The 15,739-nt window shown below is 66.1% G+C and carries 14 protein-coding genes and 1 tRNA gene; 8 read left to right on the top strand and 7 right to left on the bottom strand.

Annotation, left to right across the window (positions count from 1 at the left end; all coding sequences use genetic code 11):
* Positions 1-17: 17 nt before the first annotated feature.
* The 3 genes from HWX25_RS12000 to HWX25_RS11990 form a co-directional block, all read right to left on the bottom strand.
* Complete coding sequence (locus tag HWX25_RS12000) at positions 18-923, bottom strand: AraC family transcriptional regulator (RefSeq protein WP_059690927.1); 906 nt, start codon at positions 921-923, stop codon at positions 18-20.
* A 238-nt stretch (positions 924-1,161) separates the two neighbouring features.
* On the bottom strand, positions 1,162-2,784 hold the full coding sequence (locus tag HWX25_RS11995; protein WP_059690926.1) for an NAD(P)/FAD-dependent oxidoreductase: 1,623 nt from the start codon (positions 2,782-2,784) through the stop codon (positions 1,162-1,164).
* Between the two features lie 109 nt (positions 2,785-2,893).
* Positions 2,894-3,697, bottom strand: a complete 804-nt coding sequence (locus HWX25_RS11990; protein ID WP_006751612.1) for an inositol monophosphatase family protein — start codon at positions 3,695-3,697, stop codon at positions 2,894-2,896.
* A gap of 279 nt (positions 3,698-3,976) precedes the next feature.
* Here HWX25_RS11990 and HWX25_RS11985 point away from each other — a divergent pair, with 279 nt between their 5' ends.
* Positions 3,977-4,801 carry an RNA methyltransferase gene (locus tag HWX25_RS11985; protein WP_175908608.1) on the top strand — a complete coding sequence of 275 codons (825 nt, stop codon included), beginning with the start codon at positions 3,977-3,979 and terminating at the stop codon, positions 4,799-4,801.
* 313 nt (positions 4,802-5,114) lie between these two features.
* Positions 5,115-5,888, top strand: a complete 774-nt coding sequence (gene cysE / locus HWX25_RS11980) for a serine O-acetyltransferase (protein WP_059817796.1) — start codon at positions 5,115-5,117, stop codon at positions 5,886-5,888.
* A 39-nt stretch (positions 5,889-5,927) separates the two neighbouring features.
* Here the strand turns inward: cysE and HWX25_RS11975 are convergent, their stop codons facing one another.
* The 4 genes from HWX25_RS11975 to HWX25_RS11960 all read right to left on the bottom strand — a co-directional run bounded on the left by HWX25_RS11975 (position 5,928) and on the right by HWX25_RS11960 (position 8,674).
* Entirely contained in the window at positions 5,928-6,728 is an 801-nt protein-coding gene (locus HWX25_RS11975) for a UDP-2,3-diacylglucosamine diphosphatase (protein ID WP_059817794.1), read from the bottom strand.
* A 27-nt stretch (positions 6,729-6,755) separates the two neighbouring features.
* A complete protein-coding gene (locus HWX25_RS11970) occupies positions 6,756-7,247 on the bottom strand; it encodes a peptidylprolyl isomerase (RefSeq protein WP_006483987.1) in 492 nt (163 codons plus the stop codon).
* An 89-nt stretch (positions 7,248-7,336) separates the two neighbouring features.
* Positions 7,337-7,912 (bottom strand): peptidylprolyl isomerase, encoded by a 576-nt coding sequence (locus HWX25_RS11965; protein WP_012364186.1) that lies wholly within the window; start codon positions 7,910-7,912, stop codon positions 7,337-7,339.
* A gap of 39 nt (positions 7,913-7,951) precedes the next feature.
* Entirely contained in the window at positions 7,952-8,674 is a 723-nt protein-coding gene (locus HWX25_RS11960; protein ID WP_059535775.1) for a tetratricopeptide repeat protein, read from the bottom strand.
* Between the two features lie 234 nt (positions 8,675-8,908).
* On the opposite strand from HWX25_RS11960, the gene cysS reads away from it, so the two are divergent.
* From cysS to HWX25_RS11930, 6 genes are all read left to right on the top strand, one after another.
* Positions 8,909-10,306 carry a cysteine--tRNA ligase gene (gene cysS, locus HWX25_RS11955; RefSeq protein ID WP_175908607.1) on the top strand — a complete coding sequence of 466 codons (1,398 nt, stop codon included), beginning with the start codon at positions 8,909-8,911 and terminating at the stop codon, positions 10,304-10,306.
* A gap of 43 nt (positions 10,307-10,349) precedes the next feature.
* Positions 10,350-11,219, top strand: a complete 870-nt coding sequence (locus tag HWX25_RS11950) for a DNA-3-methyladenine glycosylase (RefSeq protein ID WP_059702212.1) — start codon at positions 10,350-10,352, stop codon at positions 11,217-11,219.
* A 99-nt stretch (positions 11,220-11,318) separates the two neighbouring features.
* Entirely contained in the window at positions 11,319-12,290 is a 972-nt protein-coding gene (locus HWX25_RS11945) for an acetyl-CoA carboxylase carboxyltransferase subunit alpha (RefSeq protein ID WP_006478433.1), read from the top strand.
* Positions 12,291-12,333: 43 nt separating this feature from the next.
* A complete protein-coding gene (gene tilS / locus HWX25_RS11940; protein ID WP_175908606.1) occupies positions 12,334-13,740 on the top strand; it encodes a tRNA lysidine(34) synthetase TilS in 1,407 nt (468 codons plus the stop codon).
* A gap of 342 nt (positions 13,741-14,082) precedes the next feature.
* A complete protein-coding gene (locus HWX25_RS11935) occupies positions 14,083-15,336 on the top strand; it encodes an aspartate kinase (RefSeq protein WP_175908605.1) in 1,254 nt (417 codons plus the stop codon).
* 110 nt (positions 15,337-15,446) lie between these two features.
* A tRNA-Ser gene (locus tag HWX25_RS11930) sits at positions 15,447-15,540 on the top strand.
* The last annotated feature ends 199 nt before the right edge of the window (positions 15,541-15,739 follow it).

Here is a 15,739-nt window from a genome sequence, read left to right as displayed (position 1 = left end):
CGTCGCTCATGCGATCCTCAAGCGTTGTCCGTGCGCCAACGACGCGGTGTCACGCCGGTGACGCGCGTGAATGTTCTCGTGAAGTGGCTCTGGTCGGCGAAGCCGCATGCGTCCGAGATCATTTGCAGGGGCATGGAGGACGTGCGCATGTACATCATCGCTCGCTCAATACGCTGGTTGATCAGCCAGCGATGGGGCGGTAACCCGGTGGTTTGATGAAAGGCTTTGACGAAATGGCCGCGAGACAGGCCGCATGCTCTCGCCACATCGGCAATCGAGATGTTCCCGGTAAGGTGTTCGAGAAGAAGTCCCTTCGCCATTCGCTCCTGCCACGCAGTGAGTTTGCAGGTCGACTTCTCCCGGCGCTCGCTGACGCCGCCATACAGGCGCGCGACATGCGCCTGGAAGGCAAGCGCGACGTGGTCGATAAAGAGCTGAGACGCATGCTCGGGCCGCGCTAAAGCGGGGAGCAGAGCCTGGCCCAGGCGGTGGATGATCGGATCCGTCGCGCTCAAGTGCGGCGGCAAGTAGAGCTGTGGTCGCTGTCTGCCGCCGATTTCATCGACTGTCTCCTCCAGCGTTCGGCGAGGGAGGTGAAAATGGATGCAGTCGAACGCCCCCTTGAGGTCGGAAACCCATCTGCGATCAAGGTCATGAATCGTGACGGTCCCCGCATCGTAGGGGACGAAACGGGCAACACGTCCATCAAGCCACAATTCCTGTTCGCCGAACGCGCGCAATTGCAGCACGATGAGATCGGCGTCTTCAAGTTCATATGGCGCAGTTCGGCCAATATTTCTACGAGATGTCTTCAGTCGGCTGATGCCGACCTGGGAATGCGGCAACGTCTGCGTGACCACGCTTTGCCTGAGGTCAGCCGGCATGAAATCAGATGACGCGTTGTCCGACTGTGCGGCGGCCATGGATGCGGGGAAACGTAGAGGGCTTGGCCGCGAAGTATACCAAAGCGAAATTTGGCTCGGCGTCAGTCGTGTCCGGCACATCGGCCTCTGAATGGCCGCGGTGCATCGCAAAGGCGGGGCGATCGAGATCGGAGAGCGTCGGTCCGATGCGGCGATTCGAGCTCGCCCCGGGCGGGCATTGAAAATGCCGGCTTCACTCGGCGCACGGGCGTACGTGCGCCGAGTCCGTCCTGCAATATCAGGACGTGTGCGCCGACATCAGATCGAGCGCCACCGCCTGCGCGACTTCGATACCGTCGATCGCTGCCGAATAGATGCCGCCCGCATACCCGGCGCCTTCGCCGGCCGGATACAGCCCTTCGACGTTCACGCTCTGGTAATCGTCCTTGCGCCGGATCCGGATCGGGGACGACGTGCGCGTCTCCACGCCGGTGAGCACCGCGTCGTGCATCGCGAAGCCGGCGATCTTCTTGTCGATCTGCGGCAGTGCTTCACGAATGGCTTCGATCACGTAGTCGGGCAGCGCGGTGCTGAGATCGGTCGGGCGCACACCCGGTTTGTACGACGGCACCACGGAGCCGAGCGACGTCGACGGCCGGCCCGCGATGAAATCGCCGACCAGCTGCCCGGGCGCGCTGTAATCGCCGCCGCCGAGCTCGAACGCGCGTTCTTCCCATTTGCGCTGGAACGCGATGCCCGCCAGCGGGCCGCCCGGATAGTCTTCCGGCGTGATGCCGACGACGATGCCCGCATTCGCGTTGCGCTCGGCGCGGGAATACTGGCTCATGCCGTTGGTGACCACGCGGCCCGGCTCGGAGGTCGCCGCGACCACCGTGCCGCCGGGGCACATGCAGAAGCTGTAGACCGCGCGTCCGTTGCTGCAGTGGTGAACCACCTTGTAGTCGGCCGCGCCGAGTTGCTTGTGACCGGCGAACTTGCCGAAGCGGCTGCGATCGATCAGCCCCTGCGGATGTTCGATCCGGAAACCCAGCGAGAACGGCTTCGCTTCGACATACACGCCGCGGTCGTGCAGCATCTGGAACGTGTCGCGCGCGCTGTGGCCCACGGCCAGCACCACGTGATCGCACCGGAGCGTTTCGCCGTTCGACAGCGTCAGCGAGCGCACCTTGCCCTGGTCGATTTCGATGTCCTCGACCCGGGTTTCGAAGCGCACTTCACCGCCCAGTTCGTGGATGGTCGCACGCATCTTTTCCACCATGCTGACGAGGCGGAACGTGCCGATGTGCGGCCGGCTCAGGTACAGGATGTCTTCCGGTGCACCGGCCTTGACGAATTCGTCGAGCACCTTGCGGCCGTAGTGGTGGGGATCCTTGATCTGGCTGTAAAGCTTGCCGTCGGAAAACGTCCCGGCGCCGCCTTCGCCGAACTGCACGTTGGACTCGGGATTGAGGACGCTCTTGCGCCACAGGCCGAAGGTGTCCTTGGTGCGCTCGCGCACGGCCTTGCCGCGCTCGAGGATGATGGGGCGGAAACCCATCTGCGCGAGGATCAGGCCGGCAAACAGGCCGCACGGCCCCATGCCGATGACGACCGGGCGCAGGAAGTCGGCGTGCTCGGGCGCCTTCGTGACGAAGTGGTACGCCATGTCGGGCGTCACGCCGCAATGCGGCGTGCCGGCGAGTCGCGGAAGCACGGCCGCTTCGTCCTTGACTTCGACGTCGACGATATACGTGAGCTTGATGTCGGCGCGCTTGCGCGCATCGTGCGCACGGCGGAACACCGTGTAACGGAGGAGCCCGTCTGCCGGCACGCCAAGCTCCGCGAGGCGCGCGCGGATCGCGGCCTCGAGGGCGCTCTCGGGGTGGTCGAGCGGGAGTTTAAGTTCGCTTAGCCGTAACATGAGTATTCGGATACGGTCGCCACGAAGTCGTGGCGGTGTTGAGACGGGCGGGGCGGCGCGCTGGCGGCAGGGGGCTGCGTCAGCCGCGCCGCGCGGGCGCGGCCCGGATTTACTCCGCTGCCGGATGCACGCGGCTGTAGCGGTTCAGGATCGGGATCATCTGCGCGTAGATCTTCGGGTTCGCCGCGACGATCTCATGACGATGCAGGAAGTCGGCGTCGCCCGTGTAGTTGCCGACGAGGCCGCCGGCTTCGGTGATCAGTAGGCTGCCCGCCGCCATGTCCCACACGTTGATGCCTTGCTCGAAGAACGCGTCGAGACGGCCGGCCGCGACGTTCGCGAGATCGAGCGCGGCCGCGCCCGGACGGCGCAGCCCCGTGCAGGCCTGCGTCATTTCGGTGAACAGGCGCGCATATGCGTCGAGGCCGTCCTTCTCGCGGAACGGGAAGCCAGTGCCGACCAGCGCGTCCGCCAGGCGGTCGCGACGGCCGACGCGGATGCGGCGGTCGTTCAGGTACGCGCCGCGGCCGCGGGTGGCCGTGAACAGGTCGTTCTTGTTCGGATCGTAGACGACGGCCTGCGTGACGACACCCTTGTGCTCGAGCGCGATCGACACGCAGTAGTACGGGAAGCCGTGGATGAAGTTGGTCGTGCCGTCGAGCGGATCGATGATCCACTTGAATTCGGATTCGTTCTCGGATTCGCCCGATTCTTCCGCGAGGATCGCGTGGTCGGGGTAGGCGGTCTTCAGCGTCTCGATGATCGCCTCTTCGGCGGCCTTGTCCACTTCGGTGACGAAGTCGTTCTGCTGTTTCTTGCGGATCTCGATCAGGTCGAGGTCGAGCGAGGCACGGTTGATGATCTGTCCGGCGCGGCGCGCAGCCTTGACAGCGATGTTGAGCATGGGATGCATGAGCCTGGATCCTGTAGCCGGCGGCACGGGCCGCCACGAAGTGGAACACACCGCCCGGAACGGCGCAAACGTGCCGGGCGAGATGAGACGCGAATTGACAAAGAGCAGGGTACGACCCGTGTCGCACGGGATGCGACACGTAAACGCATGATTTTACCCGATTTTCGAGAGTTTCAGGTGGCCGGAATGCGGGGAAACCCCACTGGCCGTCCGGACGAGTGGGTTTGCCGGGGCGATGGCGATACCATACTGCCATTCTGATGAACCGAGTCGTATGTAGTGGAAACCCCGCAGAACCCTGCCGCGCCGTCCGAATCGGGCGCGGCCTCGTCCCCGCCGCCGTCCGGCGGCTTCACGTCCACCCGCTTCGTGCTCGTCGAGCCGAGCCATCCCGGCAATGTCGGGGCGGCCGCCCGCGCGCTGAAGACGATGGGTTTCTCCAGGCTCGTACTGGTCGCGCCGCGCGTGCCGCACGTGCAGAGCGACCCCGAGGCGATCGCGATGGCGAGCGGCGCGGATGACGTCCTCGCGTCCGCGCATGTCGTGCCGACGCTCGGCGACGCGCTGTCCGGCGTCCAGTGGTCGATCGCGCTGACTGCCCGCGCGCGCGAATACGGGCCGCCGCGCCTTGCGCCGCGTGCGGCCGCCGAACAGGCGCGCGCGCAGGTCGGCACCGGCGACATCGCGCTCGTGTTCGGCAACGAGCGCACGGGCCTCGCGAACGAGCACGTCGAGCAGTGCAGCGCGCTCGCGCACATCCCGGCAAATCCGGCTTACAGTTCGCTGAACCTCGCACAGGCCGTGCAGGTGCTCGCGTATGAACTGCGCGTCGCGCTCCTGGAGCAGGGGAGCGGGCCGTCGCATCAAGCGCAGGCCGAAGTAGGCACGCTCGCGCAGAGCGATGAGATCGAGCGGATGTACGCGCACCTCGAGAACGCGCTGATCGCGCTCGATTTTCTCGATCCGCGCAACCCGAAGAAGCTGATGCCGCGGCTGCGGCGCCTGTTCGCACGCACCGGTCTCGAGCGCGAGGAAGTCAACATCTTGCGCGGCATCGCGAAGCACATCCTGCTGAAATCCGGCACGCCTGACGGCGACGCGTAAGCGGCCCGGCACGCCGGCTGCCGGGCGCTCGCGCGCTGCACGGCTGCGTCCCCGCCCGCCAACGCCGCATTGCATCGACCGCTCGATGTCGGTGACCTTGCGCGCGCCGATCCATCGGAAGGCCGTGTCGATCCGCCGCGACGGGTATTCCGCGCGAATACCCGTGCCGCCGGCGGGGTGAACGCGCGACGCCGTGCGGCCGCGCGCGAGTGGCCCTACAATCGCCGGACGTCATAAGCAAATTACCCGGTGCGATAACGGCCGGCCTTTGCCGGCGGGGCACGCCGGCCTTTTCCCCAGCCCAGACCAGATCATGTTCACTAGACTGCGCGAAGACGTTGCGACGATTCGCGAGCGGGATCCCGCCGCTCGCAGTGCCTGGGAAGTGCTGACCTGTTATCCGGGGTTGCACGCGCTCGTGCTGCATCGCTTCGCGCATGCGTGCTGGCGCGCGAAGCGCTACTGGCTCGCACGCTTCGCGTCGCAAGCCGGGCGCTTCCTGACGGGTATCGAGATTCACCCGGGCGCGACGATCGGCCGGCGCGTGTTCATCGATCACGGGATGGGTGTCGTGATCGGCGAAACCGCGGTCGTCGGCGACGACTGCACGATCTATCAGGGCGTGACGCTCGGCGGCACGTCGCTCACGCGCGGCGCGAAGCGCCATCCGACGCTCGAGGCCGGCGTGATCGTCGGCGCGGGCGCGAAGGTGCTCGGCGGTTTCACGGTCGGCGCGGGTGCGAAGATCGGTTCCAACGCGGTTGTCGTGAAGCCGGTGCCGGCAGGCGGTACCGCGGTGGGCAATCCGGCGCGCATCGTGATGCCGGCGCAATCGAAGCCGCAGCCCGAGCGCGCCGCGTTCTGCGCGTACGGGATCACGCCGAACGCGGACGACCCGATGTCGCTCGCGATTCACGGCCTGATCGACCACGCGGCGAAGGAAAGTCGGCGCGTGGACGAGATCGTCGCGGCGCTCGAGCAACTCGGCACGCATCTGGAAACGCTGCAGGGCGCGGACGCGGCGCGTCTCGACCTGCGCAGGCTGTCGGCGGTGCTGGAAGGCAAGGCGCTCGAGCGCCAGTCGTAACGCGGCGCATGCCGGCGGCCGCCGGCAGCGCCGATCGCGTCAGTCGAGCGGCATCGCGTGGATGCCTTCGGCGTCGACGCGCAGATAGCCGCCGCGCGGCATGCCGTGGTCGAGATCCCAGTCGGGCAGTACCCAGCGAATCCCGCCCGGTTCGGCGTGGCTTGCGGGGCGATGCGTGTGGCCGTGAATGATCACGCTCGCGCGGCTCTTCCGGAACAGCGCGGCGATGCCTTCACGCGTGACGTCGTAGAGCGGCGAGGCGGGGCGCATCCGGCCCGCTTCGCTGTTCGAGCGCATCCGTTGCGCGAGCGCGCGGCGCCAGCGGAACGGCCACGCGAGAAACAGCGCCTGCGCGATGCCATTGCGGGCAAACCGCCGAAATATCTGGTAGCCGCGATCGGCCGTGCATTGCGCGTCGCCGTGGGCGAGCACGATGCGCTGGCCGAACGACGTGATCAGCGCCGGATCGGGCAGCAGCATCGCGCCGGCCGCCTTCATGAAGCGCCGGCCGAGCAGGAAATCGCGATTGCCGTGCATCACGTAGAGCGCGATCCCGCGTTCCGAGAACGTATGCATCAGCGCGGCCATGCGCGCCGCGAACGGATCGTGGTCGAGCACGTCGTCGCCGATCCAGTATTCGAACAGGTCGCCGAGGATGAACACCGAGTCGGCGCTGTCGGCCGTGTATTTCACGAAATGCTCGAACGCGGCGACCGTCTTCGGAATCGCCTCGCTCAGGTGCAGATCGGAGAGAAACAGGAACGGGCGTGCGGCTTGCGCGTATTCGCGCTCGCCCGGCACGCCCGCGGAGACGCTTCGCGGCGGACTCTCCTGCAACATCGAAGTGCCTCCGTAACGGACTATGCGTCAGACCACCACGGCCTTTTCGATCACGACGTCGTCGGTCGGGACGTCCTGGTGGAAGCCCGCGTTGCCCGTCTTGACGCCCTTGATCTTGTCGACCACGTCCTGGCCTTCGACGACCTTGCCGAACACGGCGTAACCCCAGCCCTGCGGCGTCGGCGACGAGTGGTTCAGGAAGTCGTTGTCGTTCACGTTGATGAAGAACTGGGCGGTCGCCGAGTGCGGATCGTTCGTGCGCGCCATCGCGATCGTGTAGTTGTCGTTCTTCAGGCCGTTGTTCGCTTCGTTGTCGATCGGCGCGTCGGTCGGCTTCTGCTTCAGGCCCGGCTCGAAGCCGCCGCCTTGAATCATGAAGCCGTTGATCACGCGGTGGAACACCGTGCCGTCATAGTGACCCTTCTTCACGTAGTTGAGGAAGTTCTCGACCGTCTTCGGTGCCTTGGCGGCGTCCAGCTCGAGCTTGATCACGCCGTGGTTCGTGTGCAGTTCAACCATGATGAAATTCCTTCGGTGAGGCGGTTTAAATGGCACGCGGCCGGTCGTGCGACGCGGCCGCGTGTGGCGCCGGACGTGCCGGCAGGTGCTTATTTCGAGACGATGCTGGCCGATTCGATCAGGACCGGCTGAGCCGGCACGTCCTGCATCGGGCCGCGCGAGGTCGTCGCCACGCCTTCGATCTTCTTCACGACGTCGAGGCCCGACACGACCTTGCCGAACACCGCATAGCCGTTGCCGTCCGGGTTCGGGTAGTCGAGGCCGCTGTTGTCGACCGTGTTGATGAAGAACTGCGCGGTGGCCGAATTCGGATCGCTGGTACGCGCCATCGCGATCGTGCCCGTCAGGTTCTTCAGACCATTGCGGCTTTCCAGCGGGATCGGCGCGCGGGTCGGCTTCTCCTCGAAGTTGGTCTTGTAGCCGCCGCCCTGAATCATGAAGCCCTTGATCACGCGATGGAAGATCGTACCGTTGTACTGGCCGGCCTTCACGTAATCGAGGAAGTTGGCGACCGTCTTCGGCGCCTTCTCCGGATAGAGCTCGACGCGGATGTCGCCCTGCGAGGTCTTCAGCTGCACGACGGGGTGCGCGGTGGCCGATTGCGCGAACGCGGGCGCGGTCGCGAGAAGGGCGGCGCCGCCAAGCGCCAGCAACAGACGTTTCATTGCGATCCTCAGATTGGGAGGGAAGAAAGGTTGCGCCGCTTACTGCGACGGCGCGACGTACGGCGCTGTCAGCGCGCCGGACGGACCGTTGAACTGGAACGTCGGCGACATCGGCAGCGTGGTGGTGCTCACGTTCGCGGCGGCGCGATCGGTGTACGCGCGCGTCGCAGGCGTGACGGCGCGTGCATTCGCCGCCGCCTTCGGCGGCGACACGATCTTCTGCAGGTCGGCGAGGCGCTGCGCGGTCGCGCCGCTCGTGCGGCCGAGCGATTGCGCGCGCTTGTACGATTCGGCCGCGAGGCGCAGATAAAGGTCGCCGAGGTTCTCGTACGCGAGCGAGTAGCTCGGGTTCGATTGCGTCGCGGTGACGAGCGCGCTGCGCGCTTCGTCGTAGCGGCCGTGCTTCGCGTAGAGCGCCGCGAGGTTGTTGTACGGTTCGGGCAGTTCGGGGTAGGCCTGCGTGATCGCGACGAACTGCTGGATCGCGTCGTCGTCGCGGTTCAGGCGGGCGAGCACGGTGCCGCGCTTGAACTGCGCCTGCACGTCGTGCGGATTCGACGCGATGCGCGCGTCGAGTTGCGCGAGCGCCTGTTTCCACTGCTTGCCGGCGATCGACCCGTCGATTTCGGGCGTGCCGTCGGCGGTGGCCGGGGCCTTTTGCGCGTATGCCGCGGGGGCCGCGAAAAGCGTCAGTGCGACGCCCATGACGGCGGTCGCAACGAGGGTCGCAGCGCTCGGCGCGCGGCCGCGATGAGGTTTCATAGGCGTAAATCGGAATGTTATACTCCGACCCATTCTAACAAAACGTCTGCGCGTTCCGGCGAGCCGCAGATAGTCTTTCTTTGCCTCTCGTGGCCGTCACCGCTGTGCTTGCAGCCTGACCGCCCCATGTGATACCGAGGACGCGCGGCGTCGTGCCGCGGCAGGTGGTCCGTCCGTTTCGCATGCTGGGCGAGCTTCGCCAGGGCGGTTTCCTTCGGCTCACGGTTCATCTCTATGGAATCACTGCGCATCTACAACACGCTCGCGCGTGACAAGCAAGTTTTCGTGCCGCGCCAGACAGGCGAAGTGCGGATGTACGTATGCGGGATCACCGTCTACGACTATTGTCACGTGGGCCACGCGCGCATGCTGGTCGTGTTCGACCTCGTCCAGCGCTGGCTGCGTGCGATCGGCTATCGGGTCACGTACGTGCGCAACATCACCGACATCGACGACAAGATCATCCGCCGCGCGGTCGAGAACGGCGAGACGATCAAGTCGTTGACCGACCGTTTCATCGGCGCGATGCACGAGGATGAAGCGGCGCTCGGCATCCAGCGGCCGGACATCGAGCCGCGCGCGACGCAGTTCATTCCGCAGATGCTCGGGATGATCGAGCAGCTCGAGGCGAACGGCTATGCGTACCAGGCGACCGACGGCGACGTCAATTATTCGGTGCGCAAGTTCGCGAACTACGGGAAGCTGTCGGGCAAGTCGCTTGACGATCTGCGCGCGGGCGAGCGCGTCGCCGCGAACGATGCGAAGGAAGATCCGCTCGATTTCGTGCTGTGGAAGCGCGCGAAGTCGGACGACCCGGAAGGCGCGTCGTGGGCATCGAAGTATGGGATGGGCCGGCCGGGCTGGCACATCGAGTGCTCCGCGATGGGCTGCACGCTGCTCGGCGAGCATTTCGACATCCACGGCGGCGGCCAGGACCTGCAATTCCCGCACCACGAGAACGAGATCGCGCAGAGCGAAGGCGCGACCGGCCAGACGTTCGTCAATTACTGGATGCACAACGGCTTCGTGCAGGTCGACAACGAGAAGATGTCGAAATCGCTCGGCAACTTCTTCACGATCCGAGAAGTGCTCGAGCGCTACGACGCCGAGGTCATGCGCTTCTTCATCGTGCGCACGCACTACCGGTCGCCGCTCAACTACAGCGACGTGCATCTCGACGATGCGCGCGCGTCGCTCACGCGCCTGTATACGGCGCTGAAGGATGTCGAGCCCGACGCGCTCGCGCTCGACTGGAACGAGCCGCATGCGCAGCGTTTCGCGGCCGCGATGAACGACGACATCAACACGCCGGTCGCGGTGGCGACGCTGTTCGAGCTGGCGGGCGAAGTCAACCGCACGCGCGATGCATCGCTCGCGCGGCAACTGAAACAGCTGGCTGGCCTGCTGGGCCTGCTTGGCCGCGAACCGCGCGCGTTCCTGCAGCAGGGCACGGGTGCCGCGCAGGCACGCGGGCTCGCAGCCGACGAAATCGAAGCGAAGATCGCCGCGCGTGTCGCGGCGAAGCAAGCGAAGGACTATGCCGAAGCGGACCGGATTCGGGCGGAACTGCTCGACGCCGGCATCGCACTTGAAGACAAACCGGGCGGATCGACCGAATGGCGTCGCGTATGAGCGCGGTGCGTTCCACTGACCGATCCGTCAGGTAGGAGGCAAGATGGCAACGGCCAGAAAAGCGCCGGTCAGGCGCGCGACTCCGCTCGCCGCGCGTCCGGCGGCCAAGCGCGCGCCAGCGGCGAAGGCGGACGCGACGCGCGCCGTGCCGAACGGCGCGCTCAACGGTCATGCGAAGCCCGCACGCGGGAAGGGCGCGGACGCGGCGCAGCCGGAGGTCGCGATGGCGGCCGCCGACGCGGCCCGCAAGGTGCGTGCTGCCGATGCGGCAGTCGACGGCGCCGATGGTGTCGTGCGCCCCGCATACTGGGACAAGGCGTGCGCCGATCTCGTCAAGCGCGACCGCATCCTGAAGAAACTGATCCCGAAGTTCGGCCCCGCGCATCTCGTGAAGCGCGGCGACCCGTTCGTCACGCTCGCGCGCTCGGTCGTCGGCCAGCAGATCTCGGTGCCGTCCGCGCAGGCGCTGTGGGCGCGCATCGAGGATGCGTGTCCGAAGCTCGCGCCGCAGCCGGTCATCCGGCTCGGGGCGGACAAGCTGATCGCGTGCGGACTGTCGAAGCGCAAGACGGAATATATTCTCGACCTCGCGCAACACTTCGTGTCCGGCGCGCTGCACGTCGACAAATGGACGTCGATGGACGACGAGGACGTGATCGCCGAACTCACGCAGATCCGCGGCATCAGCCGCTGGACGGCCGAGATGTTCCTGATCTTCAACCTGTCGCGGCCGGACGTGCTGCCGCTCGACGATCCGGGCCTGATCCGCGCGATCAGCGTCAATTACTTCAGCGGGGAGCCCGTCACGCGCAGCGAGGCGCGCGAAGTGGCCGCCAACTGGGAGCCGTGGCGTACCGTCGCGACCTGGTACATGTGGCGCAGCCTCGACACGCCGGACGCCGACGCCGATTGACGGCTATCGGGTTTTAAACATCAATAGTTGAGAGCCGGTCTTGCACGTCGCCCGCGCGGGTAGAATACGCGCTGCCGCAAGACCCAAGGATTCGAACACATGAAGACCACGTTTCTGGATTTCGAACAGCCGATCGCCGAACTCGAGGCCAAGATCGAAGAGCTGCGATTCGTGCAGGACGACTCGGCTGTCGATATTTCGGAAGAAATCGAGCGTCTGTCGAAGAAGAGCCAGCAACTGACGAAGGACCTCTACGCGAATCTGTCGCCGTGGCAGGTCTCGCAGATCGCGCGGCATCCGCAGCGTCCGTACACGCTCGATTACGTTGCGGAACTGTTTACCGATTTTCACGAACTGCATGGCGACCGCGCATTCGCGGACGATCTTTCGATCGTCGGCGGTCTCGCGCGCTTCGGCGGCCATCCGTGCATGGTGATCGGCCATCAGAAGGGGCGCGACACGAAGGAACGCGCGGCGCGCAACTTCGGGATGCCGCGTCCGGAAGGCTATCGCAAGGCCGAACGCCTGATGCGTCTCGCCGAGAAGTTCGGGCTGCCGATCTTCACGTTCGTCGACACGCCGGGCGCGTACCCGGGCATCGGCGCGGAAGAGCGCGGCCAGTCGGAGGCGATCGGCCGCAACCTGTACGTGATGGCCGAACTGAAGACGCCGATCATCACGACCGTGATCGGCGAGGGCGGTTCGGGCGGCGCGCTCGCGATCGCTGTGGCCGACACCGTGATGATGCTGCAGTTCTCGACCTATTCGGTGATCTCGCCGGAAGGCTGCGCGTCGATCCTGTGGAAGAGCGCGGCGAAGGCGCCCGAGGCGGCGGAAGCGCTGGGCCTGACCGCGCATCGCCTGAAGGCGCTCGGCCTGATCGACAAGATCATCAACGAGCCGCTCGGCGGCGCGCACCGCGATCCGAAGGGCATGGCCGCGCTGCTGCGCCGTGCGCTCGCCGATTCGCTGCGCCAGTTCCAGGGCATGAGCATCGATGCGCTGCGCGAGCGCCGCTTCGAGCGCCTGATGGCCTACGGCAAGTTCAAGGAAACCACGCCCGGCGCATGACCGGCGTGTTCGCATCGCGCGCCGTCCGGCGCGCGTCTGTCTCGTGATCCCCTCGACCGAATTCTCCGCCGACCGCGTCGTTCTCGACGCGGTCGGCGTTGCGCTTGCCGATCTGCCGGCCGATGCGCGCATCGCGATCGCGTACAGCGGCGGCCTCGACTCGACCGTGCTGCTCGACGCGGCCGTGCGCGTGGCGGGTGCATCGCGCTGCGTCGCGCTTCACGTGCATCACGGCCTGAGCGCGAATGCCGACGCATGGGTGGCGCATGCGCAGGCGGCGGCCGAGCGACTCGGCGTCGCGTTCGAATCGGAGCGTGTCGACGTGCCGCGCGACAGCGGCCTCGGCATCGAGGCGACCGCGCGCGAGCGCCGCTACGCGGCGCTCGACGCGATGTGCGAACGTCATGGCGTGGCCGCGCTCTGGGTCGCGCAGCATGCCGACGACCAGGCGGAGACCGTGCTGCTGCAGTTGCTGCGCGGTGCGGGGATCGCCGGCCTGGCCGCGATGGCGCCGCGATATCGCCCTGACGGCGCGAGCGTCGAGCGCGTGCGACCGCTGCTGCAATTGTTGCGCGCGCAACTGGAGCGCTACGCGGTGCAGCGTAAGCTGACGTGGATCGACGACGAATCGAACGCCGATACGCGCTATGCGCGCAATGCGCTGCGCCTTGACGTGCTGCCGGCGCTCGCCGTGCATTTCCCGGGCTTTCGCGATGCGCTGGGCCGCGCGGCCCAGCATGCGGCCGCCGCGCAGCGGCTGCTCGACGATCTCGCCGAACTGGATTTCGCCGGCGCCGCGCGTGACGACGGCCGCGCGCTGTCGCGCGATGCGCTGGTCGCGTTCGATGACACGCGCGGCGTGAACCTGCTGCGTTTCTGGATGCGCCGGCTCGGCTTGCCCGGCGCATCGGCAGGGCGGCTCGCGAACATGATGCGGCAACTGCGCGCCGCGCACGACGCGCATGCGCTGCGGGTCGATCATGCCGGGCAGTGTCTGCGGCTCTATCGCGACACCGTGTACTGGGAGGCGGGCGACAGCGCCGAGCCGGCCGACGACGGCACCGGAACACCGCATCCCGAATCCTCGCTTGCGTGGACCGGCCAGGAAGTCTGGCACGTACCGGCATGGCGCGGCACGTTCGTGTTCGCGCCGGCCGAAGCCGGCAGCGACGGTGCGGTGCCGGAGGCGCTGCTGCGAAGCGCCGCGCTCGCCGCGCGCGCCCGCGCGGGCGGCGAGCGGCTGCGGACGTCACCTGGCGGCCCGAGTCGCACGCTGAAGAATCTGTTCCAGGAGCGCGGCGTGCCGGCCTGGCAGCGCGACGTACCGCTGTTGTTCGCGGGCGACCGGCTCGTCTACGTGCCACGGCTCGGCGTGAATCATGGCGACGGGCTGTCCGGCGACGGCGGGTGGCGCCGGATCGAGTGGCGTCCCGATCTGCTGATCGCGTAGCGGCGGCACGCTTCCGGCCGCGCGATCGCGCGCCGGTTTTCACCATTTGGTAAACAGCGCCGGAACGCTTGCCAAACCGGCGGGCGGCTTGTCAAGCGGGCCTCTATCGGGTACGCTCGGTCGTTTGCTCGGCTCGATTTTTGAGCGATTTGTGCAGGTTTTCCGCGTGACGTACCCGGTTTGCGCGGCCTGATCGGCCTTCCGGGCAAAATCCGTCACGCTTGCGTGCTGCGTCCCAGCCGTCCCCCTCGTCGTCCGTCCACAGCCACAAGCCGCGTGACCGAACGGCAACTCGGCCTGCCCTGCGCGCCCGTGCGGCTTCTCCTTCAGTTCAGAACGACAATGGCACTCATCGTACACAAATACGGCGGCACTTCGATGGGCTCGGTCGAGCGCATCAAGAACGTCGCGAAACGCGTCGCAAAATGGCATCAGGCCGGGCACCAGATGGTTGTCGTGCCGTCCGCGATGTCCGGCGAAACCAACCGCCTGCTCGGTCTCGCGAAAGAGATTTCGAGCCAGCCGAGCCCGCGCGAGCTCGACATGATCGCGTCGACCGGCGAGCAGGTCAGCGTCGGCCTGCTGTCGATCGCGCTGCAGGAAATCGGCGTCGAAGCCGTGAGCTATGCCGGCTGGCAAGTGCCGATCAAGACCGACAGCGCGTTCACGAAGGCGCGTATCCACTCGATCGACGACGAGCGCGTGAAGGCCGATCTGAACGCCGGCAAGGTCGTGATCATCACGGGCTTCCAGGGCGTCGATCCGGATGGCCACATCACGACGCTGGGCCGTGGCGGCTCGGACACGTCGGCGGTGGCGGTGGCGGCCGCGCTGGATGCCGAAGAGTGCCTGATCTACACCGACGTCGACGGCGTCTACACGACCGACCCGCGCGTGGTCGAAGAGGCGCGTCGCCTCGATCGCGTGACGTTCGAGGAAATGCTGGAAATGGCCAGCCTCGGCTCGAAGGTCCTGCAGATCCGCTCGGTCGAATTCGCCGGCAAATACCAGGTGAAGACGCGCGTGCTGTCGAGCCTGACCGATCCGCTGATTTCGCTCGACGAAGAAATGCGCTCGGGCACCCTGATTACTTTTGAAGAAGACGAGACCATGGAAAAGGCAGTCATTTCCGGCATCGCGTTCCAGCGCGACGAAGCCCGCATTGCGGTGATGGGCGTGCCCGACAAGCCGGGCATCGCGTATCAGATCCTCGGCCCGGTCGCGGACGCGAACGTCGACGTCGACATGATCATCCAGAACCAGAGCGTCGAAGGGAAGACGGACTTCACGTTCACGGTCGGCCGCGGCGACTACCAGAAGGCAATGGACATCCTCACCAACCAGGTGCAGGGCCATGTGAGCGCCGAGCGCGTGCAGGGCGACCCGAAGGTGTCGAAGGTGTCGGTCGTCGGCGTCGGCATGCGTTCGCACGTGGGCGTCGCGAGCAAGATGTTCCGCACGCTGTCGGAAGAGGGCATCAACATCCAGATGATCTCGACGTCCGAAATCAAGATTTCGGTGCTGATCGACGAGAAATACATGGAGCTGGCCGTCCGCGCGCTGCACAAGGCATTCGAACTCGACCAGGCAGCGTGAATTTTTTGTGATGCATTAAAGAAAATGCATCACGGAAATTGACGCACGGTTCGAAACCCTATATTATTTCGTTCTCGTCGCACTGCCTCCCTGGTGCGAGCGAAAGTTTGGGAGACGTGGCCGAGAGGTCGAAGGCACTCCCCTGCTAAGGGAGCATCTGGGCCAAAACCTGGATCGAGGGTTCGAATCCCTCCGTCTCCGCCAAAAGCGGTGAGAAAGCCCCGTAAGTTCAAGGACTTGCGGGGCTTTTTCTTTTTCAGTCCCTCAGCAGGCCCATCTGTTTACGCCGACCGGAAATTGAGCCACTTGTAGGGATCGCGCCGACTGAAAACTGAGCCGGGCAATCAACCTATCCTGCTAGTTTTTCAGGCAGGGTGTTTGGGGATGATCCCGATGACCATGA

The sequence above is a fragment of the Burkholderia sp. BCC1640 genome (assembly GCF_902833125.1).
Lineage (GTDB): Bacteria > Pseudomonadota > Gammaproteobacteria > Burkholderiales > Burkholderiaceae > Burkholderia > Burkholderia diffusa.
Note: the sequence above shows the minus strand (reverse complement) of the source record. Positions and strands in the feature narration are given on the sequence as shown.

Coding starts and splice junctions, on each gene's coding strand:
- HWX25_RS12000 (WP_059690927.1), bottom strand. CDS start 923: ATGGCCGCCGCACAGTCGGACAACGCGTCATCTGATTTCATGCCGGCT.
- HWX25_RS11995 (WP_059690926.1), bottom strand. CDS start 2,784: ATGTTACGGCTAAGCGAACTTAAACTCCCGCTCGACCACCCCGAGAGC.
- HWX25_RS11990 (WP_006751612.1), bottom strand. CDS start 3,697: ATGCATCCCATGCTCAACATCGCTGTCAAGGCTGCGCGCCGCGCCGGA.
- cysE (WP_059817796.1), top strand. CDS start 5,115: ATGTTCACTAGACTGCGCGAAGACGTTGCGACGATTCGCGAGCGGGAT.
- HWX25_RS11975 (WP_059817794.1), bottom strand. CDS start 6,728: ATGTTGCAGGAGAGTCCGCCGCGAAGCGTCTCCGCGGGCGTGCCGGGC.
- HWX25_RS11970 (WP_006483987.1), bottom strand. CDS start 7,247: ATGGTTGAACTGCACACGAACCACGGCGTGATCAAGCTCGAGCTGGAC.
- HWX25_RS11965 (WP_012364186.1), bottom strand. CDS start 7,912: ATGAAACGTCTGTTGCTGGCGCTTGGCGGCGCCGCCCTTCTCGCGACC.
- HWX25_RS11960 (WP_059535775.1), bottom strand. CDS start 8,674: ATGAAACCTCATCGCGGCCGCGCGCCGAGCGCTGCGACCCTCGTTGCG.
- cysS (WP_175908607.1), top strand. CDS start 8,909: ATGGAATCACTGCGCATCTACAACACGCTCGCGCGTGACAAGCAAGTT.
- HWX25_RS11950 (WP_059702212.1), top strand. CDS start 10,350: ATGGCAACGGCCAGAAAAGCGCCGGTCAGGCGCGCGACTCCGCTCGCC.
- HWX25_RS11945 (WP_006478433.1), top strand. CDS start 11,319: ATGAAGACCACGTTTCTGGATTTCGAACAGCCGATCGCCGAACTCGAG.
- HWX25_RS11935 (WP_175908605.1), top strand. CDS start 14,083: ATGGCACTCATCGTACACAAATACGGCGGCACTTCGATGGGCTCGGTC.